Annotated in this window: 22 protein-coding genes and 1 pseudogene; 19 read left to right on the top strand and 4 right to left on the bottom strand. The window is 68.8% G+C overall.

The window, feature by feature from the left end:
- Nucleotides 1-4 precede the first annotated feature (4 nt).
- From O2L52_RS12275 to O2L52_RS12225, 11 genes and pseudogenes are all read left to right on the top strand, one after another.
- The gene (locus tag O2L52_RS12275) at nt 5-1,009 is read left to right on the top strand and encodes an NAD(P)H-dependent glycerol-3-phosphate dehydrogenase (RefSeq protein WP_344471267.1); all 1,005 of its coding nucleotides are present in this window, start codon (nt 5-7) and stop codon (nt 1,007-1,009) included.
- Entirely contained in the window at nt 1,002-2,051 is a 1,050-nt protein-coding gene (locus tag O2L52_RS12270) for a D-alanine--D-alanine ligase family protein (RefSeq protein WP_270115739.1), read from the top strand. Before O2L52_RS12275 ends, O2L52_RS12270 begins: the two co-directional genes overlap by 8 nt.
- A 196-nt stretch (nt 2,052-2,247) precedes the next feature.
- Nucleotides 2,248-2,853 (top strand): 30S ribosomal protein S4, encoded by a 606-nt coding sequence (rpsD, locus tag O2L52_RS12265; RefSeq protein WP_344471048.1) that lies wholly within the window; start codon nt 2,248-2,250, stop codon nt 2,851-2,853.
- 312 nt (nt 2,854-3,165) lie between these two features.
- The gene (gene infA, locus O2L52_RS12260; protein WP_026929479.1) at nt 3,166-3,387 is read left to right on the top strand and encodes a translation initiation factor IF-1; all 222 of its coding nucleotides are present in this window, start codon (nt 3,166-3,168) and stop codon (nt 3,385-3,387) included.
- Between the two features lie 27 nt (nt 3,388-3,414).
- Complete coding sequence (gene rpmJ / locus O2L52_RS12255) at nt 3,415-3,531, top strand: 50S ribosomal protein L36 (protein ID WP_081913453.1); 117 nt, start codon at nt 3,415-3,417, stop codon at nt 3,529-3,531.
- A 167-nt stretch (nt 3,532-3,698) separates the two neighbouring features.
- Nucleotides 3,699-4,073 (top strand): 30S ribosomal protein S13, encoded by a 375-nt coding sequence (gene rpsM / locus O2L52_RS12250; protein WP_205325287.1) that lies wholly within the window; start codon nt 3,699-3,701, stop codon nt 4,071-4,073.
- Nucleotides 4,074-4,084: 11 nt separating this feature from the next.
- Nucleotides 4,085-4,483 carry a 30S ribosomal protein S11 gene (rpsK, locus tag O2L52_RS12245; RefSeq protein ID WP_136529806.1) on the top strand — a complete coding sequence of 133 codons (399 nt, stop codon included), beginning with the start codon at nt 4,085-4,087 and terminating at the stop codon, nt 4,481-4,483.
- 96 nt (nt 4,484-4,579) lie between these two features.
- Nucleotides 4,580-5,626, top strand: coding sequence for a DNA-directed RNA polymerase subunit alpha (locus tag O2L52_RS12240; RefSeq protein ID WP_270115736.1), 1,047 nt, complete (start codon nt 4,580-4,582; stop codon nt 5,624-5,626).
- Nucleotides 5,627-5,694: 68 nt separating this feature from the next.
- Nucleotides 5,695-6,042: pseudogene (rplQ, locus tag O2L52_RS12235) on the top strand (50S ribosomal protein L17); the annotation flags it as partial.
- A 145-nt stretch (nt 6,043-6,187) separates the two neighbouring features.
- Nucleotides 6,188-7,000, top strand: a complete 813-nt coding sequence (gene truA, locus O2L52_RS12230; protein ID WP_270115733.1) for a tRNA pseudouridine(38-40) synthase TruA — start codon at nt 6,188-6,190, stop codon at nt 6,998-7,000.
- A gap of 258 nt (nt 7,001-7,258) precedes the next feature.
- Entirely contained in the window at nt 7,259-8,713 is a 1,455-nt protein-coding gene (locus O2L52_RS12225; protein WP_270115732.1) for a vWA domain-containing protein, read from the top strand.
- 18 nt (nt 8,714-8,731) lie between these two features.
- Here the strand turns inward: O2L52_RS12225 and O2L52_RS12220 are convergent, their stop codons facing one another.
- The gene (locus tag O2L52_RS12220) at nt 8,732-8,929 is read right to left on the bottom strand and encodes a hypothetical protein (protein WP_270115731.1); all 198 of its coding nucleotides are present in this window, start codon (nt 8,927-8,929) and stop codon (nt 8,732-8,734) included.
- 339 nt (nt 8,930-9,268) lie between these two features.
- Here O2L52_RS12220 and O2L52_RS12215 point away from each other — a divergent pair, with 339 nt between their 5' ends.
- Together O2L52_RS12215 and O2L52_RS12210 are read left to right on the top strand one after the other, a co-directional pair.
- Complete coding sequence (locus tag O2L52_RS12215) at nt 9,269-10,822, top strand: cytochrome ubiquinol oxidase subunit I (RefSeq protein ID WP_270115730.1); 1,554 nt, start codon at nt 9,269-9,271, stop codon at nt 10,820-10,822.
- Complete coding sequence (locus O2L52_RS12210) at nt 10,819-11,901, top strand: cytochrome d ubiquinol oxidase subunit II (protein WP_270115729.1); 1,083 nt, start codon at nt 10,819-10,821, stop codon at nt 11,899-11,901. Before O2L52_RS12215 ends, O2L52_RS12210 begins: the two co-directional genes overlap by 4 nt.
- Before the next feature lie 91 nt (nt 11,902-11,992).
- Here the strand turns inward: O2L52_RS12210 and O2L52_RS12205 are convergent, their stop codons facing one another.
- Entirely contained in the window at nt 11,993-13,021 is a 1,029-nt protein-coding gene (locus tag O2L52_RS12205; RefSeq protein WP_270115728.1) for a proprotein convertase P-domain-containing protein, read from the bottom strand.
- 612 nt (nt 13,022-13,633) lie between these two features.
- Nucleotides 13,634-14,632, bottom strand: a complete 999-nt coding sequence (locus O2L52_RS12200; RefSeq protein ID WP_270115727.1) for a hypothetical protein — start codon at nt 14,630-14,632, stop codon at nt 13,634-13,636.
- 264 nt (nt 14,633-14,896) lie between these two features.
- Here O2L52_RS12200 and O2L52_RS12195 point away from each other — a divergent pair, with 264 nt between their 5' ends.
- Nucleotides 14,897-15,514, top strand: a complete 618-nt coding sequence (locus O2L52_RS12195; RefSeq protein WP_270115726.1) for a class I SAM-dependent methyltransferase — start codon at nt 14,897-14,899, stop codon at nt 15,512-15,514.
- Between the two features lie 205 nt (nt 15,515-15,719).
- A complete protein-coding gene (locus tag O2L52_RS12190; protein ID WP_270115725.1) occupies nt 15,720-16,733 on the top strand; it encodes a LacI family DNA-binding transcriptional regulator in 1,014 nt (337 codons plus the stop codon).
- A 301-nt stretch (nt 16,734-17,034) separates the two neighbouring features.
- Here the strand turns inward: O2L52_RS12190 and O2L52_RS12185 are convergent, their stop codons facing one another.
- Nucleotides 17,035-19,134: an RICIN domain-containing protein gene (locus O2L52_RS12185; RefSeq protein WP_270115724.1), complete on the bottom strand. Its 2,100-nt coding sequence runs from the start codon at nt 19,132-19,134 to the stop codon at nt 17,035-17,037.
- A gap of 316 nt (nt 19,135-19,450) precedes the next feature.
- Between O2L52_RS12185 and O2L52_RS12180 the strand changes: the two genes are divergently transcribed.
- Genes O2L52_RS12180 through O2L52_RS12165 form a run of 4 tightly spaced genes read left to right on the top strand, consistent with a single transcriptional unit; the run spans nt 19,451 to nt 23,824 of the window.
- A complete protein-coding gene (locus O2L52_RS12180; RefSeq protein WP_270115722.1) occupies nt 19,451-20,785 on the top strand; it encodes an extracellular solute-binding protein in 1,335 nt (444 codons plus the stop codon).
- Nucleotides 20,786-20,793: 8 nt separating this feature from the next.
- Complete coding sequence (locus O2L52_RS12175) at nt 20,794-21,738, top strand: carbohydrate ABC transporter permease (RefSeq protein WP_270115720.1); 945 nt, start codon at nt 20,794-20,796, stop codon at nt 21,736-21,738.
- On the top strand, nt 21,735-22,571 hold the full coding sequence (locus tag O2L52_RS12170; protein ID WP_270115718.1) for a carbohydrate ABC transporter permease: 837 nt from the start codon (nt 21,735-21,737) through the stop codon (nt 22,569-22,571). Before O2L52_RS12175 ends, O2L52_RS12170 begins: the two co-directional genes overlap by 4 nt.
- Nucleotides 22,568-23,824: a family 1 glycosylhydrolase gene (locus O2L52_RS12165; RefSeq protein ID WP_270115717.1), complete on the top strand. Its 1,257-nt coding sequence runs from the start codon at nt 22,568-22,570 to the stop codon at nt 23,822-23,824. Before O2L52_RS12170 ends, O2L52_RS12165 begins: the two co-directional genes overlap by 4 nt.
- Nucleotides 23,825-23,905: the final 81 nt, after the last annotated feature.

Here is a 23,905-nt window from a genome sequence, read left to right as displayed (position 1 = left end):
CGTCATGGGGGCCGGTTCCTGGGGAACCGTGTTCGCCAAGATCCTCGCCGACGCCGGGACGCCGGTCACCGTGTGGGCCAGGCGGGCCGAGGTCGCCGAGGCGATCAACGCGACCCACCGCAACCCGGACTACTTCCCGGACATCGAGCTGCCGGGCCTGGTGAGCGCCACTGACGACGCGGCCGTGGCGCTGCAGGGCGCGGACCTCGTGGTCCTGTCCGTCCCGAGCCAGACGCTGCGGGGCAACCTCGCCGTCTGGAAGGAGCACCTCGAGCCGGTCGCGACCCTCCTGAGCCTCATGAAGGGCATCGAGCTCGGTTCGACCGAGCGGATGACCGAGGTCATCGCCGAGGTCACCGGCGCGGCCGAATCGCGGATCGCGGTCCTGTCGGGCCCGAACCTGGCGCGCGAGATCGCCGAGGAGCAGCCCACGGCCTCGGTCGTGGCATGCGTCGACCACGGCCGCGCCGTGGACGTGCAGAAGGCCGTCACGACCTCCTACTTCCGGCCGTACACGAACACCGACGTCGTCGGCTGCGAGCTCGGCGGCGCGGTCAAGAACGTCATCGCCCTCGCCTACGGCATGGCCGCGGGGATGGGCATGGGCGACAACACGAAGGCCACGATCATCACGCGGGGCCTGGCCGAGACCACCCGCCTCGGCGTGCGCCTGGGCGCGGACCCGACCACGTTCGCCGGGCTCGCCGGGCTCGGCGACCTCGTCGCGACCTGCTCGTCCCCCCTGTCGCGCAACCACACCTTCGGCGAGCAGCTGGGGCTCGGGGCCACCTTGGAAGAGGCCGCCCGCGTCACCAAGCAGACCGCCGAGGGCGTCAAGAGCTGCCGTTCCATCACCGACCTCGCCCGCAAGGTGGGCGTGGAGATGCCGATCTGCGATGCCGTGGAACGGGTCTGCCACGAGGGACTCGACCCCAGAGCCGCGGTCGCCGAACTCATGGGACGCGAGACCAAACCCGAAATCGACAGTTTGAGGTCCGACAATGACTAAACCGACCGTCGCCGTCTTCTTCGGCGGACGCAGTGTGGAACAGCCGGTCTCGTGCGCCTCCGGCTCCGGCGTCGCCAAGGCCCTGCGCGAGCGCGGCTTCGACGTGACCACGATCGGCATCACCCGCAGCGGCGAATGGGTCGAGCTCGCGCCCGACACCGTGTTCGCGATCGAGTCCCCCGATGCCCTCCCCGAGGTCACCGCCGAGGCCGGCAAGGCCGTCGCGGTCGACCTCGGCCCCGGCGCGGAGCCGATCGCGGACGTCCTCTTCCCGGTCCTGCACGGCCCCTTCGGCGAGGACGGCACGATCCAGGGCCTGTTCGAGATGGCCGGCGCCCCCTATGTGGGCTCCGGCGTGCTCTCGAGCTCGCTGTGCATGGACAAGGAGTTCAGCAAGCGACTCCTCGCCGCCGAAGGCGTCCCGCAGGGCGCGTTCGACGTCCTCAAGGCCGGCGAGCAGCTCGACGCCGAAGCGGTCATCAGTAAGCTCGGCCTCCCGATCTTCGTCAAGCCCGCGCGCGCCGGCTCGAGCCTGGGCATCAGCAAGGTCAACTCGGGGGCCGAACTCGCCGCCGCGGTCGAGAAGGCCCGCGAGGTCGACGAGAAGGTCGTCTTCGAGGCCGGCTTCGTGAACGCCCGTGAGATCGAGATGGGCGTCGTCGAGACGCTCGACGGCGACCTGGAGATCACCTTCCCGCTCGAGGTCCTCGCCAAGGGCGAGGACGGCTGGTTCGACTTCGAAGCGAAGTACCTCGACAACCCCGAGCCGTTCAACCTCCACCCGGACTACCCCGAGGGCGTGGCCGAGCAGGCCCAGGCGCTCGCCCGCAAGGTCTTCCGGCTGCTGGACTGCCGCGACCTGGCGCGCGTCGACTGCTTCCTCGGCGAGGACGGCGTGGTGTACCTCAATGAGGTGAACACCATGCCGGGCATGACGCCGATGAGCGGCGTGCCCCAGGCGTTCGACGCCTACGGCATCTCGTACGGCGAGCTCGTAGAGCGCCTGGTCACTCTCGCGGAGGCCCGTGCTCGACGCTCCTGAGCACGGCGAGTACCCTGGCTGAGTTGACCCGCGGTGCTTCCGTGGTGTCGGCTACTGCATCACCGTGTGCGCGCCAGTCCTCAAGGTTCCCTTGAGTGCATAACTGAGCGCGCTACACTCACGCGTTCCTGCTGGTCAGGAGCGTACTGTGCCTCGTATCTTCTTCGAGGCGACGCATGAATTACTGGAGAGATCATTGCAAGCTAAGGCGAAAGTCAAGCTTTCCCGATCCCTCGGCATCGCTCTGACGCCGAAGGCCGCCAAGTACATGGAGCGCCGTCCCTACCCTCCGGGGCAGCACGGCCGCGGCCGCAAGAAGGAATCGGACTACAAGAACCAGCTCGTCGAGAAGCAGCGTCTGCGCGCGCAGTACAACATCTCTGAGCGCCAGCTGCGGAACGCCTACGCCGAGGCCGTGCGCAAGCCCGGCAAGACCGGTGAGAACCTGGTGACGCTGCTCGAGTCCCGCCTGGACGCCTTCGTGCTCCGCGCCGGCTTCGCCCGCACCATCTACCAGGCGCGGCAGTTCGTGAACCACGGCCACTTCACCGTGAACGGCCGCAAGGTCGACATCGCGTCCTACCGGCTCAAGGCCGGCGACTTCGTGCAGGTGCGCAAGAAGTCCCGCGAGACCACGCCGTTCCAGCTGGCCGCCGCCGGCGCCTGGGCGGGCGAAGTGACTCCGGCCTACATCGAGGCTCACCTCGAAGGCCTGATCGCCCGCTTCCTCTCGGTGCCCGAGCGCAAGCAGGTCCCCGTGATCTGCGACGAGCAGCTCATCGTCGAGTTCTACTCGAAGTAAAAGCCTGAGCGTGCAATGAGCGCCGCCCGGCATTCCGGGCGACCGGGAGACCGGGCGGCGCCCCGCTCACGTCCTAGTGCCCTCCGTCACGGTTAACCCCCTGGTAGGCGGTATTGGGACGCGAGTAGACTCGCTCAGTGGTGCAGTGCGTCCCCGAGTGGGTCGTCGTGCGAATCGCGGTTTTTCCCGAGTTCACCGACGTAACGCTGCATCATTTCCGCGCCGCCCGAATCCTCGGACCGGCGTGCCAGTAGCTCCGACCTGATCATGGGTGCGGGGTTTTCAGACCGAGTTGTCACGGTAGCGGAGGACATGCCGAAAAAAGACGGTGCCATCGAGATTGAGGGCAAGGTCGTCGAGTCCCTCCCGAACGCAATGTTCCGGGTGGAGCTCACCAACGGCCACAAAGTACTCGCCCACATCAGTGGCAAGATGCGCCAGAACTACATCCGAATCCTCCCCGAGGACCGGGTCGTGGTGGAGCTCTCGCCGTACGACCTGTCGCGCGGGCGGATTGTCTACCGCTACCGCTGACCTGACTTCTACACGTAAGTAGGACTCGTGAAAGTCAAGCCGAGCGTCAAAGTGATCTGCAAGAACTGCCGCGTGATCCGCAGGCACGGACGAGTGATGGTTATCTGCTCGTCCGACCCGCGTCACAAGCAGCGTCAGGGCTAACGCAGCACATACGCCAGCAAGAAAGGCCCCAGAAGGGGAAACCGCCGCCAGTGCGCCAGCACAACCCTCGGCTCGGAGGCCGAGGCTCGCATCGCCCATCAGGGCAGGGATCAGACCCGACGAGAAGGCAGTGGTCAGACCTCCGACAACGCTAGGAGTACGCCTGAATGGCACGCCTGGTTGGAGTCGACCTCCCGCGCGACAAGCGCCTGGAGATCGCACTCACCTACATTTTCGGCATCGGCCGCACGCGCTCGCTTGAGACGATCGCGGCGACCGGCCTCGACCGCGACAAGCGCGTCAAGGACCTCACCGACGAAGAGCTCGTGCAGCTTCGTACGCACATCGAAGAGCACTACCAGGTCGAAGGTGACCTGCGCCGCGAGGTGCAGGCGGACATTCGCCGCAAGATCGAGATCAACTGCTACCAGGGTCTCCGTCACCGCTACGGCCTTCCGGTCCACGGTCAGCGGACCAAGACCAATGCCCGTACTCGCAAGGGTCCGAAGAAGACCGTCGCGGGCAAGAAGAAGGCACGTTAGGAGACCAGCTGATGCCACCGAAGACTCGCGGCGGTTCCAAGAACCCGCGCGCCAAGAAGAAGAACGTGCCCCACGGGCACGCCCACATCAAGAGCACCTTCAACAACACCATCGTGTCGATCACCGACCCGACCGGTGCTGTGATCGCCTGGGCCTCTTCCGGCCAGGTCGGTTTCAAGGGCTCGCGCAAGTCCACCCCGTACGCCGCGCAGATGGCCGCCGAGGCCGCCGCCCGCCGTGCGATGGACAACGGCATGCGCAAGGTCGACGTCTACGTCAAGGGCCCGGGTTCGGGCCGCGAGACCGCGATCCGCTCCCTCCAGGCCGTCGGCCTCGAGGTCGGCTCGATCAACGACGTCACCCCGCAGCCGCACAACGGCTGCCGCCCGCCGAAGCGTCGCCGCGTCTAATACGCGCAGCGCCACCCAAGCGGATATCGTCACCGAATAATCCATGAGTTTTAGGCGTCAAATAGCGGGCGCCCCGAACAAAGGAAACACGCAACAGTGCTTATCACTCAGCGGCCCACGCTCTCCGAGCAGCAGATCAGCCCGACCCGCTCCAAGTTCACGATCGAACCCCTGGAGCCCGGTTTCGGCTACACGCTCGGCAACTCGCTGCGGCGCACGCTGCTGTCGTCCATCCCGGGCGCGGCGGTCACGTCGATCAAGATCGACGGCGTCCTGCACGAGTTCTCCACCATTCCCGGCGTGAAAGAAGACGTCGTCGAACTGGTGCTGAACGTCAAGCAGATCTGCGTCTCCTCGGAGAACGACGAGCCGGCCACCATGTACCTGCGCAAGGAAGGTCCGGGCGAGGTCCTCGCCGGGGACATCCAGCCGCCCGCCGGCGTGCAGGTCCACAACCCCGAACTCAAGCTCGCGACCCTGAACTCCAAGGGCCGCATCGACATGGAGTTCGTGGTGGAGCGCGGCCGGGGCTACGTCTCGTCGCCGGCCAACAAGGGCGAGACCAACGAGATCGGCCGCATCCCGGTCGACTCGATCTACTCGCCCGTGCTCAAGGTGGCCTACTCCGTCGACGCGACCCGCGTCGAGCAGCGCACCGACTTCGACAAGCTGACCGTCGACGTCGAGTCCAAGCCGTCCACGACGCCGCGCACCGCGCTCGCGTCGGCCGGTTCCACCCTGGTGGAGCTGTTCGGCCTGTACCGCGAGCTCGACACCGAGGCCGAGGGCATCGATGTCGGCCCCAGCCCGGCCGACCAGCAGCTCGCTGCTGATCTGGCGCTGCCGATCGAGGACCTGGACATGACCGTCCGGTCCTACAACTGCCTCAAGCGCGAGGGCGTCAACACCGTTGGCGAACTCATCAACCGCACCGAGGCGGACCTGCTCGACATAAGGAACTTCGGGCAGAAGTCGATCGACGAGGTCAAGATGAAGCTCGCCGGCATGGGCCTGAGCCTCAAGGACTCGCCCGGCACCTTCGACCCGAGCGAGGCCGCTGTGGCCTACGGCGGGTCGCCGGTCGCCGACAACGACGAGTACGAAGAAGACGGTGAAGATCTCCGCGAGACCGAAGAGCTCTAAACCGCTCGATTTTTCTGGCGGTCGGTTCCGTAAAACGGCCGGCCGCGACAACGCAATTGGAGTTAGAAATGCCTAAGCCCACTAAGGGCCCGCGTCTGGGCGGTTCGCCGGCGCACGAGAAGCTCATGCTCTCGGGCCTCGCGGCCTCCCTGTTCGAGCACGGCAGCATCACCACCACGGTGACCAAGGCCCGCCGCCTGCGCCCCTACGCCGAGCGTCTCATCACGTACGGCAAGAAGGGCACGCTGCACCACCGCCGTCTGGCGCTGGCCAAGCTGCGCAACAAGGACGCCACGCACGACCTGTTCGAGCAGGTCGCGCCCCGCTTCGCCAACCGCGAAGGCGGCTACACCCGGATCATCAAGGCCGGGAACCGCAAGGGCGACAACGCTCCTATGGCGATCATTCAGCTGGTCGACTAGCGGCTGAGCCAGTTCATGGCTCGCACGCTTCGCAAGAGGCGAACCGCGCGCAGGGCTCACGCTCTGCGCGCGGTTTCTTGCTTCCCATAGGATATATCCTATAGGATTTTTGGTTCTCGAAGTAGAAGGCGGAGACCCGGTGGACCAGACGAGACTGCGAATCGGCATCGCCTACGACGGGGCCGAGTTCTCGGGGTGGGCGCTCCAGCCGGGGCTGCGGACGGTGGCCGCCGAGGTCATCCGCGCGCTGGAGCTGCTGTTCGGCGAGATCGGCGACTTCACCGTCGCCGGCCGGACCGACGCGGGCGTGCACGCGACGGGCCAGATCCTGCACGTCGACGTGCCGACCGCGAAGTGGGAGGCGCTGAGCGACCGGCTGCTGTGGCGGATGCGCGGCATCCTCCCGCCCGATGTGCGGGCGGTGTCCGCCGAGGCCGTCGATCCGAGCTTCAACGCGCGCTTCGCGGCGCAGTGGCGGCGGTACCGCTACCGGGTCGCCGATGCGAGATGGGGCGTGAACCCGCTGCGGCGCTTGGACACCCTGGCCTGGCAGCGGCCCCTCGACGTCGAGCGGATGCACGCGGCCTGCCAAAGCCTGCTCGGCGAGCACGACTTCGTGGGCTTCTGCAAATCGCGCGAAGGCGCGACGACCATCCGGGAGCTGCAGCAGTACGACTGGGCGCGCGACGAGGACGGCGTCGCCGTCGCGACGGTGCGCGCCGACGCGTTCTGCCACTCGATGGTCCGGAGCCTGGTGGGCGCGGCACTCGCGGTGGGCGACGGCCGCCGGGACGAGGCCTGGCTCGCCTCGATACTCCACATCGGTGAGCGGGCCAACGACGTGCACGTGGTGGGGCCGCACGGCCTGACCCTGGTCGAGGTCTCCTACTCGGAGGACCCGCAGGACTGGCAGGCCCGGGTGGACCTGACCCGCCGGGTGCGGACGCTGTGACCGGTCGGCGCGATGGCCGTCGCGCCGCGTTCGACTACCCGGACGTACTGCGGGAGGTCATGCGGGACTACGGGTTCCGCCTCCCGATACACCACTGCGACCGGTAGTGACCGAATCGTGACCCGATGACGGCTCGGTCTCGGTAGGGCGCCGTTTGCTCACCGCGCCATCACGGTTCGGCCACGAGGGGAACCGAATCACCGAATCGGCGGTCTCATGGAAGTACCCCGTCGTCCCGAGTGAGAAGGGAACCCCTCCATGAGACGCCACCAAGTGGCCGGTATTCCGGCTGCCCTCCTGCTGTTCGCCCTTGCCGCCTGCACCGCCCCGAGCGACGGCGAGTCCGGTGCGGCACCGGACATGACCGTCGACGAGGCCGCGCCGAGCAGTGAAACGTACGGCGCGAACGAGCCGGTCTCGCCCGCGGACGATCCTCAGTCGACGTTCGCGGTCGACGTGGACACCGCCTCCTACGACTACGCGCGCCGCTCGCTCGAGGACGGGGTCCTGCCTCCGGCCGACCAGATCCGGCCCGAGGAGTTCGTGAACTACTTCGACCAGGGATACGAAGAGCCCGAAGGGAACGGCTTCGCGGTCAGTGTCGACGGGACCGCGGTCCCCGAGTGGTACGACGCGGGCGACGCGACCCACGTGATGCGCGTGGGCCTCCAGACCCGCAGCGGATCGGACGAGGAGCGCGCCGACGTGAACCTCACCTTCGTCATCGACGTCTCCGGCTCCATGGAAGGCGATCGGATCGCACTGGTCCGCGACTCGCTCGACCTGCTCGTGAGCCAGCTGCGGCCGACCGACTCGGTCGCGATCGTCACGTACGAGTCCGACTCCGAAGTGCTGCTGGGGATGACGGACGTCGGCGACGGCGAGGAGCTGCGCGCCTCGATCGACGACCTCTACGCGCGCGGCTCCACGAACATGGAGGCCGGCCTCGAGGACGGCTACGAGCTCGCGGGCGAGGTCTTCGACCCGGAGAAGGACAACCGGGTCATCCTGCTCTCCGACGGGGAGGCGAACGTCGGGATCACCGAGCACGACGCGATGCTGGAGGCGCTGGGCGAGGAGATCGCCGCGGGCATCACCCTCCTCACCGTAGGGGTCGGCGACTCGTACAACCAGGAGCTGCTGGAGCAGCTGGCCGACAACGGCGACGGGTGGGCGGTGTACTTCGCGACCGAGACCGAGGCCGAACGGGTCTTCTCCGAGCGCCTGACCTCGACGCTCGGCGTGGCCGCGCGGGACGCGAAGATCCAGGTGACCTTCGATGACGCCACAGTCGCCGAGTACCGGCTCATCGGCTTCGAGAACCGCGCGCTCGCCGACGAGGACTTCGAGGACGACGAGGCCGACGGCGGCGAGGTCGGGCCCGGCCACAGTGTGACGGCGCTGTACGCGCTGACGCTCACGGGCGAAGCCGGCGACGTGGGGACGGTGGGCGTGCGCTGGCAGGACCCGGACGGCGAGCACGCCGGTTCCGCGGAGGCGTCCCTGCCGGTGAGCGGCTTGGACGCGGACCCGGACTCGCATCTGAGCGTCGACCTGGTCGCGGCGGCCTTCGCGGAGGTTCTGCGCGGCAGTGCCGGCTTCGACTGCGAGTCGCTGCTGCCCGCGGCCCGGGAACTCGCCGAGACGAACGATGACCCGGGCGTCGAGGAACTGGCGGCACTGATCGAGACCGCCTCGGAACTGGGGGCGTAGCGCGCGGCGCGCTGCGGCTCAGTCCTGGCCAGCGCCCGTGCCTGAGCACCAGTCGGGCGCGGCCGCACTGGTGCTGTAGACGCAGTGCGCCTGCGGTGCGGTGTTCGGACCGCTCCAGTTGGTCGGGATCGCCTGCGCGGGCGACGCCGCCAGCGCCGCCCCGACGACGATCATTGCGGCGATGCCGGTCCGGCGAAGGTGCTTGCGTGTGTTCACGGCTTCTCCAAACGCTTGCGGATCTTCCGGGTATGAGTTCGCGGTTGTACCGTGGGGCCCCGGAGATCCGGCTGCACCGGGCCGGGCTCGCGGCTCGAACTGGCGCCATCGGGCGTTCGCCGTGGCGCTGCGGGCGGATTCCCGGGCGGGGTTTCTCGGGGTCCGCGCAAAATTGAGCGCTGCGGCCTCGGCGTCCTAGCCGCGTGGCAGGTTGCCGAGGTCCGGGCGTGTATCCGCTGGTCCTGGCGTTTTTGAACACGTTCGATCTCACGTTCCGCGCTCTTGTGAAAGCATTCACAAGAGCGTGTATTCGGGATTTCCAGGCCGTAGCTTCAAGGCATGGATGCAACCCAGCTCCTCGCCCAGGCGTCCGATGTGGTCGCCGCCGCAGACCCCGCAGGGCTCATGCCCGCCCGCCAGCAGATGGCGCTGTCCCTCGGATGGCACATCATCCTGGCCTGCTTCGGAGTCGCGTTCCCCGCCATCATCTTCGTGATGCACCTGCGCGGCATCCGAAAGAACGACCCCGTCGCGCTCAACCTCGCCAAGCGCTGGGGCAAGGTCTCCGCCGTGCTCTTCGCGATCGGCGCGGTCTCCGGCACCGTCCTCAGCTTCGAGATGGGCCTCCTGTGGCCCGGCCTCATGGGCACCTTCGGCGACGTGCTCGGACTCCCGTTCGCCTTCGAGGGACTCGCGTTCTTCCTCGAGGCGATCTTCCTCGGCATCTACCTCTACGGCTGGGGCAAGATGCCCCCGAAACTCCACCTGCTCATGGTGCTGCCCATGGCGATCACCGGCGTGATCGGCACCTACTGCGTCCTCGCGGTGAACGCCTGGATGAACGCGCCCACCGGCTTCGACATCGTCAACGGCGAGGTCGTGAACATCGCGCCGTGGGCCGTCCTGTTCAACCAGCACGCCTTCCTGGCCTTCGGGCACATGTGGCTCGCCGCGTACATGGTCGCGGGCTTCTCGATCGCCTCGGTCTACGCCGTCGGCATGCTCAAGGGCCGCCGCGACCGCCACCACCGGCTCGGCTTCATGGTGCCGTTCGCCTTCGCCACGATCGCCGCCCTCGCCCAGCCGTTCGCCGGGCACTTCCTCGGGCACGACCTGGCCGAACGCCAGCCCGCGAAGCTCGCCGCGTTCGAGTTCGCGGACGAGACCGCCGACGGTGCCACGCCGCTCACCATCGGCGGCATCTACGTCGACGGCGAGGTCAAGTGGGCCGTCGAGATCCCGTACCTCTCCTCGGTCGCCTCGCTGAACTCCTTCACCGAGCCCGTGCCGGGCCTCGACCAGTTCGCCGAGGAGGACGAGCCGCCCGTCAACTTCGCGCACTACTCGTTCCAGGCCATGGTCGGGATCGGCCTGCTGCTCCTGGCGGCCGTCGCGCTCTTCTGGTTCCTGCGCTGGCGCAAACGGGACCTCCTGGAGAACAAGTGGTTCCTGCGGTTCATGGCCGTCACCGGGCTGCTCGCGATGACCGCGATGGAGGCCGGCTGGATCGCCACGGAGGTGGGCCGGCAGCCGTGGATCGTCTACGGCGTCATGCGCACCCCGGAGGCCGCCGCCGACCACTCAGCCGGGCTCTGGGCCGTCTACGGCGGATCGGTGCTCCTCTACGGCGGCATGACGATCGCCGCGATCGCGATCCTGCGCTCGATGTCGCGGCGCTGGCGCGAAGGCGCCGCCGACCTGCCGAGCCCGTACGGGCCGAAGCTCCTGGCCGCGGACGGGCCCGTGGAGGTCCGCGACTGCATCGATGAAAAAGACGGCGCCGATGTGAAAGACGGCGCTGATGTGAAAAACGGTGGAGTCGAGCTGGACGACGCTGCGGTGCAGGACGGGGCCGACGCTCAGGCCGCTGACTCGGAGGGGACCGCGAAATGATGTCGCTCGAGTTCGCGGTCGCCGCCGCACTGTTCGCCGGGGTCGTCGCCTACGCCGTGTTCGGCGGCGCGGACTTCGGTTCGGGGTTCCACGACCTCACGGCCGGCGGCGCCCGGCGCGGTGCTCCACTGCGGACGCTCATCGACCACAGCATCGGCCCGGTGTGGGAGGCCAACCACGTTTGGCTCATCTACGTGCTGGTCATGTGGTGGACCGGGTTCCCCGAGTCGTTCGCCGCCGCCATGACGACCCTGTACGTGCCGTTCGTGTTCGCGCTCATCGGCATCGTGCTGCGCGGAGCGAGCTTCGCATTCCGCAAGTACAGCGAGACCCTCTGGCAGGCGAAGCTGTTCGGCGTCGTCTTCGCGACCTCCTCGGTGCTCGCGCCGTTCTTCCTCGGGACCATCGTCGGGGCGCTGGCTTCGGGCCGGGTCCCGGCGGGCGGCAACGGCGACCCGTGGACCTCGTGGATCAACCCGACCGCGCTGTTCACCGGGTGCATCTCGGTCGGGACCTGCGCGTTCCTGGCAGCGACCTTCCTGACCGCCGATGCCGCCAGGCGCGGCGAGACCGCGCTGACCGCGAAGCTTCGCGTCCGGTCCCTTGTGGTCGGTGCGGCGACCGGGGTCGTGGTGTTCGCGGGGCTCATTCCGATCGAGCACGACGCGCCGACGTTCTGGGACGGCCTGACCGGCCGAGCCGCGCCCGTCATGGCGCTCTCGGCGCTGGGTGGAATCGCGACGCTGGTCCTGTTGTGGCGCAGGCGCTTCGGCCCGGCCCGGGTGACCGCCGTGGCTGCGGTCGCGGCGGTGATGGCCGGGTGGGGGATCGGGCAGTACCCGTGGGTGCTGGTCGACCAGGTGAGCATCAGTGAGGGCGCGGGCGCGACGGCGACGCTGCAGGGGCTGCTCGTGGCCGTGGGCATCGCGGCAGTGATCGTCGGTCCGGCACTCGGGTACCTGTTCTACCTGACGCAGTCGCCCGAATGGAACGGGGAGGCGGGCGGCGGCGTCAAAGCCGACGAGGGTGGTCCGATCCGCCGCCCCGCCTCGCACTGGAGCAGTCGGCTGGGGGGCTGACCACTTCGGACGAAGCATTGCACCTGCGGTGGATGGAGGGAGGGCCGGGCGCGCCAGTGCCCGGCCCTCCTCGGTTCTGCAGGTCGGTGCGTCAGATGCTGAGCGACCAGCTGTTCAACGTGCCGCTCGATCCGCCCGAGTAGACGTCGGTGACGCGCAGCGTCCATGTGCCCGAACGGTTCTCGGTGGACAGGTTGACGCTGTAGGTGGTGGCGATGTTCGCGCCGGAGCCGCCGGCGGCCTTGAGGGTGCGGCTCGTGCCGTCGGGGGCGATGAGCGCGATGGTGATGTCGCCGCTGTACGGGTGGGTGACGTTCACTGTCACCGAGCTGGTTGCGGAGGCGGTACCGGTGCAGGACAAGGGGATCGTCGAGTTCAGCGGCGAGCCCTCGGGGATCGCGGCGGCGGTGGTCTTCGAGCCGGTGCAGTTCGTGGGGGTGCCGCCGCCGGAGCCGCAGTAGTTCGTCAGGTGCGACTGGATCGCCGACTTCTCGGCGGTGTCGATCGAGAGGTTGTACAGGTACTTGACGTGCGTCCAGGCCTTGACGTAGTCGCAGCGCAGCCCGGTGGTGTTGACGGGCATCCACTCGGCGGGGTCGTAGTCGCTCTTGGAGGAGTTCGCGGAGGTGGTGGCGATCCACAGCTGCGGGGAGTTGATGTCGTTGGCGAAGGCCTGGCGCTGGGCGGTGGTCCAGGACCAGGCACCGGAGGCCCAGGCCTCGGAGAGGGCCACGACGTGGTCGATGGTGGCGTTGGAGACCGTGGTCGTCCAGGTGTTGTCGAAGTCGGACTGCCAGTTGCCGGAGGTGGGCTGGCAGCCGTCGCTGGTGACCACGTTCTGGCCGTCGCGCTTGAGCACGTACTGGCGGGCGGTGCAGCTGCCGGTGCCGCTCACGGACTTCCAGTGGGGGAAGAGGCTGCGGTCGTAGGTCGAGCCGTGGGACTCGGCGGCGACGGTGAGCGCGTTGAGCTCGGTCTGCGCGGTCGCGGTGGACGGGATGCCCGGGGGCCGAACGGCTTCGGCTGGCGCGGCGTCGAGGACGACGACCGAGAGGACGGCCAGCGCGGTCGCGGCGAGCGCGGCGAGGGCACGGCGGGCGGGGAGGGTCCAGGAAGGCATGAGGGCTCCTGAGGTGAGGCGGTCGGGGGTGACCGGCGGGCCGGTCGCAGGGACTTGTGGTACGTGACATGTCACATGGCATCGGAGGTCGACGCTGGCGGGCCCGCCGGGGACGGATGGGACGCAGGCCTGAAATGATCAAATCATGGGATGATCGGCTATGGCAACAGTCACAGGAAATTATTCACATTCCCGACACCGATCGGTAGGCGCGAGGAGCGTGGAAGTTCGCCGAAAGGCCCTGGCGCCCAACCAGGCCGCGCTGGAGTCCTAGTAGAGCGTGGTGCGTCCGTCGTCGATGTGGCGGACACTCGTCGACGGGGAACCGCCCGCGTGTCACCGCCCGCGTGTCACCGCCCGCGCGTCACCGCGCGGGCGGTCGAGCCGTTCGAGGCGTAAGGCGCGGGCGCGATTCGCGGCAGGGGACCGGGTGTCGTACCGGTGTGACAGTGTCGATTCGGGGGCGCCTGCGAATGTCCGTTTCGCCGGGACCCTCCGTTCACATTCCCGGCCACGACCTGCTGTCGTACCCGTGCGGGACAATGGATTCGGGGGTTCCCCGGGTGTCCGATTTGCCGGGACCCTCCGTTCATGTTCGAGCCCCGGCGATCGCTACTGCACGTCGCGCCTCGGGTTGAGCTGGTCGATGAACCACACGTCCACGAGGTCGCTCACGATGGCGCGCACCGGTTCCGAGGCCTCTTCGATGGGCTCGCCGTCGGTGCGGCCGATGACCACGTACATCAGGTAGTGGCCGTAAGTGTTGTAGCCGACCATCGTCGCGGCGCGGCCGAGTTCCTCGGCTTCGCCGTCGGTCCGCAGGGCGGCGAAGCCGCCCTCCAGGCCCGCCTCGATCTCGGCTCGCAGCGCGTCCGCTTCGGCAGTGTCGGCCAGGTTGAGGACTCCCGCGGTCGCCGCGTACTCGCCGTCCGGGTTGATGAGCGTTGCGCGCACGGTCTGGGTGCAGTCGGCGTCGGCCAGGAGCTCGGCGAGTTCGTCCAGCCCGGCGTCGGCGCAGTTCGAGAGTTCTTCCGTCTCAAGGACTTTGTAATCCCCGGCGCCGCCGGCGGGAGTGATCGTGTTCGCGCCGAACAGCTCTTCCACCGTGATCGGTGCGGTGTCGGTCGCGCGGCTGGCGATCGGGTCGACGACCTCGGGCGCGGCCTCCGTGCCGTCCATCGCGGACGGCTGGTCGGCGGCGGCCTGCGCGCTGGGCGCGGACGGGTCCGGCTCGCCCTCGCGGAGCACGATGAACGCCCCTGCGGCGCAGGCCGCGACGACCGCGAGCGCGCTCACGATCACGAGCGCGACCAGCCACCACCTGGTGCGGCGCCGGGCGCGCTGGGCGGCGCGGCGCAGGGGACGCGAGGCCTGGATCTGGTCCAGGTGCTCCTCCATCTCCTCCTCGGGCGACCGGCGCCCGCGCGTGGGCGGGCGGTCTCGGGTGCCGAGCCGCACGGTCGGCGTGCGGTCCTCGGGGCTGAGCCGCGCTGTGGGCGCGCGCATCTGCGAGCGCTCGTCGTACTCCGACCAGTCGAATCCTGGATTGTCCGGAGGCCGGTGCGCCTGCGTCTCCTGGGGAACTCCGAACGGTGACGGGCCATGTGCCATGGAGGCAGCTTAGACCCGCAAACCGCCGAAACCGGGAAACGTTCCCCCGGGAGAAGGACGGCGTTGAGCGCCGTTCATCTCCCCGGGTGACAAGCCGTGGCACGTGACATATCACGCGTCACACTGCACCCTCGATTCGCGAACGCCGTTAGGGCGGGTGGCATGTCACATGTCACGCGGCACGACAGCGCCCGCGAACGGCGCACGTCTCTAACCGGCCGATCCGGGCGACCCGCGCCGGGCGGGCAGGCGACAATGGTCGGCATGTCCAAAGGCTCAGCCGACCAGCCAGAGCACTACTTCAGCGAGCAGCCCGCCGTCGACGACCGCGAGCGCACCGTCGAGTTCACGCTCGACGGCGTCGCCTATGAGCTGACCTCCTCCACGGGGGTCTTCTCGGGCTACCGCCTCGACCCCGGCACCAGCGTGCTGCTGAACAAGGTCGTGCCGCCCGAGGCGGCCGGGACCTTCCTCGACCTCGGCTGCGGGTACGGGCCGATCAGCGCCGTACTCGCCCAGCGCGACGACGCCGAGATCTGGGCCGTCGACGTCAACCGCCGCGCCCTCGACCTGACCCGCCGCAACACCGAGAAGGCCCCCGGCACGGTGCACGTCGCCGCGCCCGAGGACGTCCCGGCCGACGTGCGGTTCGACGAGATCTGGTCCAACCCGCCGATCAAGGTCGGCAAGGAGGCCCTGCACGAGCTGCTCGAGACCTGGCTGCCGCGCTTGAAGGACGGCGGCGTCGCCTGGCTCGTCGTCTCCAAGCACCTCGGCGCCGATTCGCTCGCGCGCTGGCTCACCGATCAGGGATGGGAAGTCGACAAGCACGCGAGCGCCAACGGCTACCGAGTCCTGAAGGTCGAACGCGCGGAGGCATAGCGTCGCGGGTCCGCCGTTCGCCATTTCGGCGACCGGGCGGGCGCTCCCATTGCGCGCCTCAGGAAGTCGGCGGACGCCGAGGAATTCTTCGATCGAAATGTGCGGATAAACTGTCGCCGGTCGGGCCGTGAGCGGCCCGACTTGTCGAATCGGTCTGGCAGGACTGGTTTGCATCGTTGTAGAATTCTCGGACTGAGGAGGTGCGATGGCGGCGACTTTGCGCGATGTCGCGAAACTGGCGGGCGTCTCATTCAAGACCGTTTCGAACGTCATCAACGACTACCCGCACGTCCGCCCCGCGACGAGGGAGAAGGTCGAGCGCGCGATCGCCGAGCTCGGCTACAAGCCGAACCTCAACGCCCGCAGTCTGCGCTCGGGCCGCACCGACACCGTCGCCCTCGCCGTCCCCGAGCTCAACCTGAGTTACTTCGCCGAGCTCGCCGGGATGGTCATCGCCGCGGCCGAGGAGAACGGCCTCACGGTGGTCGTCGAGCAGACCGGCGGCGACCGCGACCGCGAACTCGCACTGCTGCGCAGCCCCCGCCTGAGCATGACCGACGGCCTCATCCTCAGCCCGCTCGGCATGGGGCAGGAGGACGCCGACGCGCTCGACGTCCCGTTCCCGCTGGTGCTCTTGGGAGAGCGGACCTTCGACTGGCCGTGCGACCACGTGACGATGCGGAACGTCGAGGCCGCCCGCGCGGCCACCGAGTACCTGCTGGCCTCTGGCCGCAGGCGGATCGCCGTCATCGGCGAGTACGAGGGCGAGGTCATGGGCTCGGCCCGGCTCCGCCTGCGCGGCTACCGCGAGGCGCTCGCCGCCCATGGCGTGCCGTACGACGCCTCGCTCGTGGTCCGCGCGACCCTGTGGCACCGCGCCGACGGCGCCCGCGCGATGCACGAGCTGCTCGAACGGGACGTGCCGTTCGACGCGGTCTTCGGCTTCAACGACACCATGGCGCTCGGCGCGATGCGTGTTCTCCAGGAGGCCGGCCGCCGCGTCCCCGAGGACGTGGCCGTGATCGGCTTCGACGACCTCGACGAGGCCGCCTACTCGATCCCCTCGCTCACCACAGTGGACCCGGGTCGGGAATGGCTGGCGCGCACCGCACTCGGGACACTGCTCGCACGCATCGCCGAGGTCGGCCCCAAGCAGCCGCCCCGGACCGAACTGGCCGACTTCACGATCGTCGAACGCGAGTCCGCGCCGAGGGCGTGACGCCCATCCTGCCCGGGCGATGCGGGCGCGGCGCTGCAAGCCATCTGCGCCGATCGCCATGCGAAATGCCGGTCGGGCGAACCGGAGTGAACCGATCGGATGCCCGTCGGCCGGGCGCTGCGCTCGCCGGGGTGGCTCTCGGCGCTGAACGCCGGTCGCCGACTGCGCGCCCGATCCGGCCCTGGCGCTCGCCGCGGCCACGACAGCGCCCTGAACGCAACCGCGCGGCGGATCACCGATCCGCCGCGCGCCGCGGGGCCGGGGCGGGGGGGGGGGGGCGCCGCGCCCCGCCCGGCCCCCGTTACTGGATGCCCTCCTTCACGAGCCGCCACTGCTGGCACGTCAGCCCGTTCGCGGCGAACTGCTGCGCCACCGCGCCGTCCGCTGTGGAGCATCCGTCGATCTCGAGCAGTTTGCCGCTGTTGGCGTTCGCGAACGTCCACCAACCCCCGCTGGTCGCGGCGTTCCACGACTGCGTCGAGGCCCCCGTCGGACCCCACTGCACCGCGTCCACCCCGTCGGCGGTCTGCGCCGACGGGATCTCGAGGAGCTTCCCGCTGTTGCGGTTGGTCAGCTGCACGGTGCCGCCGCCGCTGACGGTCCAGCGCTGGGTCGCGTGGTTCGTGTCGCCCCACTGGCCCGCGGGTGCGCCGTCGGTCGTCAAGGCGCTCAGCACTTCCAGGTACTTCCCGCTGTTGCGGTTCTGGATCTGGAAGACCGGCGGCAGCGCGCTGCTCGAGTACAGGTGGATCGCGTCGAGCTCGGCGAAGTTCGTGCCCTTCGTGAACCGGATCGTGTTCGTGCCCGCGTTCAGCGTGACGGACTTCTGCGCCCACGCGTACCGGCCCCAGTCCACAGTGGCCGGGTAGCTGATCGACGAGCCGGAGCCGCCGTTCACGCTCACCGAGTGGGTCGCGGCCGAGCCGTAGCCGTTGTCGTAGCGGACGTTCATCGTGTAGGTCCCGGCGGTCGGCACGTTCACGGTGAACTGCACGTAGCTGCCGGTGTTGTTGATGTTGCCGATCTTCGAGCCGTTCGAGGCCTGCACGTGGCTGACCGCCGCGACGTCGTTCAGCGTCGCGTTCTCGGCCTCGTACTGCTGCGCGTCGAGCGGGATCGAACCCACGCGGATGTCGTTGAGGTCGGTGACCGTGTTCTCGACGTTCACGGCCTGGTAGAGCGTGCGGCCGTCCGCGCTGTAGTCCATGCCCTGCGCGAATCCGCTGAAGTTGCCGCCCTGGGTGTCGGTGGCGTCGTAGGTGACCGCCATCGGCAGCCGCTCCCACGGCCCCTCGCCGAGGTTGTAGTTGACGTAGAAGTTCTGGCCGCCGTCGATGTTGCCGCTCCCGTCGAGCGACCACTTCGAGGCCACCACGACCATCCCCTTAGGACCACCTGAGGGCACCCACTTGACGTACGGGGAGGAGCCGATGCCGCGGCCGTCCGCCAGTTTGATCTGCGTGCCGATGCTGTTGGTCGTGCCCCAGTTCAGGCCGTCCGCCGAGATCTTGTAGTAGACCGGCGCGGTGTTCTGGGACTGGCTGGGCCGGTTCACGACCTCGAAGGTCGCCATGTAGCGGCCGTCCGGAAGCTTCGTCACGGTGATCATGCCCGGCCGGTCGCTCTGGTTGGTCGGCGCCGAGACGTTGACCAGGGAGCCCCAGGTCTGGCCGCCGTCGGTCGAGCGGCGGTAGGACACGGCCTGGAGCACGCCGTTCGCCTTCTGGCGCTCGTCCGAGTAGTACGCGGTCAGGCCGCCGTTGCCGTCGATCGCCAGCGACGGCTCCCACACGGTGGTGGTCGTCGAGGACGGGGACGGGTCGTAGACGGCCGGGCCGCCCGAGTCGATCGTGCTCAGGTAGCTCCAGCTCGTGCCCTGGTTGGTGCTCTTGTACACCACGAGGCGGCTGCTCGAGCGGTCCTCGGGCATGACCATGCCCGCGAGGAGGATGGTGCCCGCGGTCAGGTTGCCCGTGGTCTGGGTGACCTCGTAGAGGAACGGCTGCGCGGTGCGGGTGAAGGCCGGGAAGGTCGCGCTGGGGTTGACGTCGGCGACGTGGGTCCAGCTCGTGCCGTTGTTCGTGCTGCGGTAGATCGGGTAGACCTGCACGCCGTTCTGGAGCACGAGCTTGTCGAAGGTGACCAGCTGCGTGCCGTTCGAGCTGCCGCTGTTCTTGAGCACGATGATCTTGGCGTAGGTCGTGCCCGCGGGCGTGCCGCCTTCGGGGTTGAACGAGCTGCCGGCGGCGGGCGAGTAGACGAGCGCGCCGTTGCCGGTGGTCACGGCCGCGGCGGGGGCCGGATTCAGGCTGACCGAGACCGCGACGACGGTGAGGAGCAGGGCTGCGGCGGCGAGCAGGGCGCCGCCCCGCCTGAGGGTGAGGAGGTGAGGGCTTCGCATGTGACTCCCAATCTTTACAACGTTGTATCATGCGTGCGGGACATCGTATGACCATCAATGCCCGCTGGTCAAGCCCTCGGTCGCGGAAGTGATCACGGATCGGAAACGAAGTGGCAATGATCGGCGGGTCGCGTTGACACTGTCGGCGCGGCGGGCGTACGATTCCCGGACTTACAACGTTGTACAAATGGTTCCCCCAGTACAGGACCCCCTCGACGTTGTTCGTACCAACTGCATGCAGCATGTACCGCCAATTCACAGCGCGGTCCTGGCAGCGCCATTGCGAGCAGCCCGGCCGCGTTGGGAGGGAACTGAAATGAAACGCAAGACCGTACTCGTCGGCGGCGCCGGCAGCGCCGCGCTGGCATTCCTGGGCTCCGCCTGCTCGGGGGAGGAGACCGGTGGCCCGGCCACCCTCACGTTCTGGCACGGCTACACCGAGGCCGACGGCGACGTGCTCCAGGGCATCGTCGACGAGTTCAACGCCTCGCAGGCCGACATCACGGTGAACACCGAGGTCAAGACCTGGGCGAGCATCGACGACACCCTGCTGACGGCCCTGTCGGCGGGCGAGGGTCCCGACATCGTCGCGATGCCCGCCGAGCGGCTCCCGGTCTATGCCGACAAGGGCGCTTTCGTCGAGCTCACGAGCTTCTACGCCGACGACTCGTCGAACACCGCGAACCTCATCCCGGGTGCGGTCGCGATGATCGAGGTCGAGGGCACCAAGTACGGCGTGCCCACCGGCTTCGTGCCGCTGGCCGTCTACTACAACACCGCGCTGTTCGAGGCCGGCGGCGTCACCGAGTTCCCGGCCACCTGGGACGAGTGGGTCGCCACCGCCAAGCAGCTCACCGTGGACGAGGACGGCGACGGCACGCCCGAGCAGTACGGGGTGGTCCTGCCCGACCACGCCACCGTCGCCAATGGACTCTGGCCGTCGCTGTTCTACGGCAACGGCGGTGACATCGTGAGCGAGGAGATCGACGCGGTCATCGACTCGCCCGAGAACGCCGCGACGCTCGAGTACTGGCGTTCGGCCATTGTGGACGACAAGATCTCGCCTACGGGCATCGACGGGGTCGGCGCGGACGAGCTGTTCGGCGCCGGCAAGGCCGCCATGACCATCGGCGGACCCTGGATGGCCTCCATCGCCGCCGAGAACGGCATCGACTGCGCCATCGCCGCGATCCCCGCCGGGCCCGCGGCCCAGGCGGCCTCCGCCATCGGCGTCTCCATGGCCGTCACGATGGACGCGAACGACAACGCCCGCGCCGCCGCCGAGAAGTTCTTCGCGTTCTTCCTGAACGACGAGAACGCCGCCGCCTGGTCGCTGGGCTCCGGCTGGCCGCCGCTGCGCACCGACGTTCCCGCCGAGGCCGTCAACTCGAACCCGGTCGTCGCCTCGCTGACCGAGATCGCCGACCTCGGACGCCCGCTGCTGCCCGGCGTCGTCAACAGCGTCGACGTGCTCGCCGCCGTGGACGAGCTGACCCAGCGCGCGATCGCCGGCGACGACATCGACGGCCGCTCGCCGATGCCCAGGGGACCGTCCAGAACGCGCTCTAGCCGCCCGGCCGGAACGACGTCCGAACAGGACAGACAGGCGGGGGCGCCGACCTCGGCGCCCCCGCCGCACCAAGGGGAGTGAAGGAGACCATGACCACCGCACCACCGACGGGCCGCCGGTACCGCCCGCCCGCACCGCTGGGCGGACGACGCAGCGACAGTCCCATGCGCCGCACCGCGAAGGCCGCCGCGTTCCTCGCTCCGGCCCTGATCATCCTGGGCGCGTTCACGATCTGGCCGATGCTCTCGGCCCTGCGGCTGTCCTTCACGGACGCCAGCGGCTTCGGCGAACCGGAGTTCATCGGCCTGGAGAACTACATCGGCGTCTTCACCGACCCCGACATCCTCAACGCCGTCACGAACACCGCGCTGTACACCGTGCTGTTCACGCCCGTCGCGGTCGCCTCCGCGCTCGGCCTCGCGCTGCTGCTCAACAACCCGCGCCTGCCGTTCAAGGGGTTCTTCCGCACCGCCCTGTTCGTGCCGTTCGTGGTCTCGTTCTCCGTGGCCGCCTTCGCCTGGAGCTACCTCGTCGACCCGCAGGTCGGCCTGCTCAACTACTGGCTGCGCGGCATGGGCATCCAGATCGGCAACGTCCTCGAGGACCCGCACCTGGCCATGCCCATGGTCGTGCTCGTCGCCGTCTGGAAGCTCTTCGGCTTCTACTTCGTGATCTTCCTGGCCGGACTCCAGGACATCCCGACCTCGGTCTACGAGGCCGCGCGGATGGACGGCGCCGGCGCATGGTCGCGCTTTCGCCACGTCACACTCCCCATGCTGTCCAACACGATGGCGTTCGTGCTCATCTTCGCGATGATCGCCGCCCTCCAGGCCTTCGACCAGATCTACGTGATGACCGGCGGCGGCCCCTACGGCAGCACTCAGACACTCGTCATGGAGATCTACGAGTCCGGCTTCCGCAAGCTCGACATCGGCTTCGCCTCGGCGCTGTCGTACGTGCTGCTCGCCGCGACCCTGCTGCTGAGCCTCGCGCAGTTCGTGTTCTTCGGCCGCAAAGAAAAGGACCTGGCATGAGGACGCGCCTCAAGGGACTCAAGCCCTCCACCGTGCTCACGACGATCGCGTTCCTCGTCGTCACCGCCCTGGTGCTGCTGCCGATCGCGATCATCGTGCTCACCGCGTTCAAGCCCGCGGCCGAGGTCAACGCCTACCCGCCGAGCCTGCTGCCCGACGTCTGGACGCTCGAGAACCTCAAGACGGTGACCTCCGAGCTGCCGTTCGCGCGGCTGGTCGGCAACAGCTTCGTGTTCGCGGGCGGTGTGACGGTCTTCGCGCTCGTCTTCGACTCGCTCGCGGCGTACGCCTTGGCGCGCTTGGACTTCACCGGGCGCCGGTTCCTGCTCATCGTCATCATCGCGACGCTGATGATCCCGTTCCAGGCGACCCTCATCCCGCTGTACCAGCTCGTGGCCGACCTCGGCTGGGTGAACACGTACACCGGGCTGATCGCGCCGCGCGCCGCCGACGCGTTCGGGATCTTCTTCCTGCGCCAGTTCTTCCTGGCGCTGCCGCGCGACATCGACCAGGCCGCGCGGATCGACGGCGCGGGGGAGTTCCGGATCTTCCGGTCCATTGTGCTCCCTAACGCCGTTCCGGCCCTGCTCACCTTGGGGCTCTTCACTTTCGTCAACAACTGGAACGACCTGCTGTGGCCGCTGGTGTTCACCACCGATGCGGAAATGGGAACGATAACCTCCGGCCTGACCCAGCTCACCGGGCCGAGCGGCATCGTGCCGCACGGCGTGATGATGGCCGGCTCGCTCATCGCGATCCTGCCGCTCGTCATCGCGTTCCTCTTCATCCAGCGGCGCTTCATCGAGAACATCGCAACGACAGGACTCAAATGACCGGCTCTCCCAACTGGCACCGCGATGGCGGCCTGCACTTCGCCGTCGGTGTCGAGGACACCTTCGTGCCCCAGGCCGGACCGGGCGAGCGGCCGATCGACGAGTACGAGCTCACCGAGCACTACGAGCGGTGGCACGCCGACCTCGGCCTCGCGGTCGAGGCGGGCGCCGAGCTCGTGCGCTGGGGCGTGCCGTGGCACCGCATCCAGCCCGAACCCGGCCGCTGGGACTGGGACTGGCTCGACGGCGTCATGGACCGCTACGCCGAGCTGAGCTTGCGGCCCATTGTGGACCTCATGCACTACGGGACTCCACTGTGGCTTCCGCGGCAGTTCGCCAACCCGGACTACCCGAAGCTCGTCGCCGAGTACTCCGCCCGCGTGGCCGAGCGCTACGCGCACCTCGGCGTGCACGACTACACGCCGGTGAACGAGCCGATGATCCACGCCCTGTTCTCCGGCGAGTACGCCTACTGGCCGCCGTACCTCTCAGGGCCGCAAGGGCTCAGCACCATGGTCGGGCAGCTGGCCCGCGGCTTCGTGCTCGCCCAGCGCGCCATGCGCGACGTCCTCGGCGACCGCGGCGTCTTCGTCCACGTGGACGCCGGCATGCGCTACGTCGGCGACGTGGACGCGCCCGAGCACCGCGAGCACGCGGCGCGCCTGAAGGACCAGGTCTTCCTCGTCGAAGACCTCGTCACCGGCCGCGTCGACGCCGCGCATCCGCTCGTGCCGCACCTTCGCGCCAACGGCTGGAACGACGCCGACCTCGCCTGGTTCGCCGAGGCGCCCGTGCTCCCGGACGTGATGGGCGTGAACTACTACCCGCGCCACTCGACCGAGGTCTTCGAGGCCGGGGTCTTCCACGGCGGCGGCTTCCGCGACCCGCGACCGACCCGCGACGACGGCGTCGCCGGCCTGACCGAGCTCATCCGTGAGGCCCACACCAGGTACGGGGCGCCGGTGATGCTGACCGAGACGTGCGTGACCGGCTCGGTCAAGGAGCGGATCGACTGGCTCGACGAGTCGGTCGCGGCCCTGCACGACCTGCGCGCCTCCGGCGTGGATGTGGTCGGGTACACGTGGTGGCCGCTGTTCGACATGTACGAGTGGACGTACCGCCACTCCGAGCAGCCGCGCGAGGCGCACCGGCTCACCATGGGGCTGTGGCGACTCGAGGAGCGCGCCACGGGCCTCGAGCGGGTGCGGACCGACATCGTCGACCGCTTCCGCCACTACGCGATCGGCGGGTAGCCGGGGAGGCGGGCCGGTGGGCGGTGTCCACTACCTGACACTGCCCTTGCGAAGGGTCCTCGCGATGACGTAGCGTAACGG

Source organism: Glycomyces algeriensis (genome assembly GCF_027622855.1).
Taxonomy (GTDB): domain Bacteria; phylum Actinomycetota; class Actinomycetes; order Mycobacteriales; family Micromonosporaceae; genus Glycomyces; species Glycomyces algeriensis.
The sequence above is the reverse complement of the archived record's forward strand: the minus strand, read 5'-3'. Positions and strand labels throughout refer to the sequence as shown.

Excerpts from the sequence above, each read along its gene's own strand:
- O2L52_RS12275 (WP_344471267.1), top strand. The coding sequence starts at position 5 with ATGGGGGCCGGTTCCTGGGGAACCGTGTTCGCCAAGATCCTCGCCGAC.
- O2L52_RS12270 (WP_270115739.1), top strand. The coding sequence starts at position 1,002 with ATGACTAAACCGACCGTCGCCGTCTTCTTCGGCGGACGCAGTGTGGAA.
- infA (WP_026929479.1), top strand. The coding sequence starts at position 3,166 with ATGCCGAAAAAAGACGGTGCCATCGAGATTGAGGGCAAGGTCGTCGAG.
- rpsM (WP_205325287.1), top strand. The coding sequence starts at position 3,699 with ATGGCACGCCTGGTTGGAGTCGACCTCCCGCGCGACAAGCGCCTGGAG.
- rpsK (WP_136529806.1), top strand. The coding sequence starts at position 4,085 with ATGCCACCGAAGACTCGCGGCGGTTCCAAGAACCCGCGCGCCAAGAAG.
- O2L52_RS12225 (WP_270115732.1), top strand. The coding sequence starts at position 7,259 with ATGAGACGCCACCAAGTGGCCGGTATTCCGGCTGCCCTCCTGCTGTTC.
- O2L52_RS12215 (WP_270115730.1), top strand. The coding sequence starts at position 9,269 with ATGGATGCAACCCAGCTCCTCGCCCAGGCGTCCGATGTGGTCGCCGCC.
- O2L52_RS12210 (WP_270115729.1), top strand. The coding sequence starts at position 10,819 with ATGATGTCGCTCGAGTTCGCGGTCGCCGCCGCACTGTTCGCCGGGGTC.
- O2L52_RS12205 (WP_270115728.1), bottom strand. The coding sequence starts at position 13,021 with ATGCCTTCCTGGACCCTCCCCGCCCGCCGTGCCCTCGCCGCGCTCGCC.
- O2L52_RS12200 (WP_270115727.1), bottom strand. The coding sequence starts at position 14,632 with ATGGCACATGGCCCGTCACCGTTCGGAGTTCCCCAGGAGACGCAGGCG.
- O2L52_RS12195 (WP_270115726.1), top strand. The coding sequence starts at position 14,897 with ATGTCCAAAGGCTCAGCCGACCAGCCAGAGCACTACTTCAGCGAGCAG.
- O2L52_RS12190 (WP_270115725.1), top strand. The coding sequence starts at position 15,720 with ATGGCGGCGACTTTGCGCGATGTCGCGAAACTGGCGGGCGTCTCATTC.
- O2L52_RS12185 (WP_270115724.1), bottom strand. The coding sequence starts at position 19,134 with ATGCGAAGCCCTCACCTCCTCACCCTCAGGCGGGGCGGCGCCCTGCTC.
- O2L52_RS12180 (WP_270115722.1), top strand. The coding sequence starts at position 19,451 with ATGAAACGCAAGACCGTACTCGTCGGCGGCGCCGGCAGCGCCGCGCTG.
- O2L52_RS12175 (WP_270115720.1), top strand. The coding sequence starts at position 20,794 with ATGACCACCGCACCACCGACGGGCCGCCGGTACCGCCCGCCCGCACCG.
- O2L52_RS12170 (WP_270115718.1), top strand. The coding sequence starts at position 21,735 with ATGAGGACGCGCCTCAAGGGACTCAAGCCCTCCACCGTGCTCACGACG.
- O2L52_RS12165 (WP_270115717.1), top strand. The coding sequence starts at position 22,568 with ATGACCGGCTCTCCCAACTGGCACCGCGATGGCGGCCTGCACTTCGCC.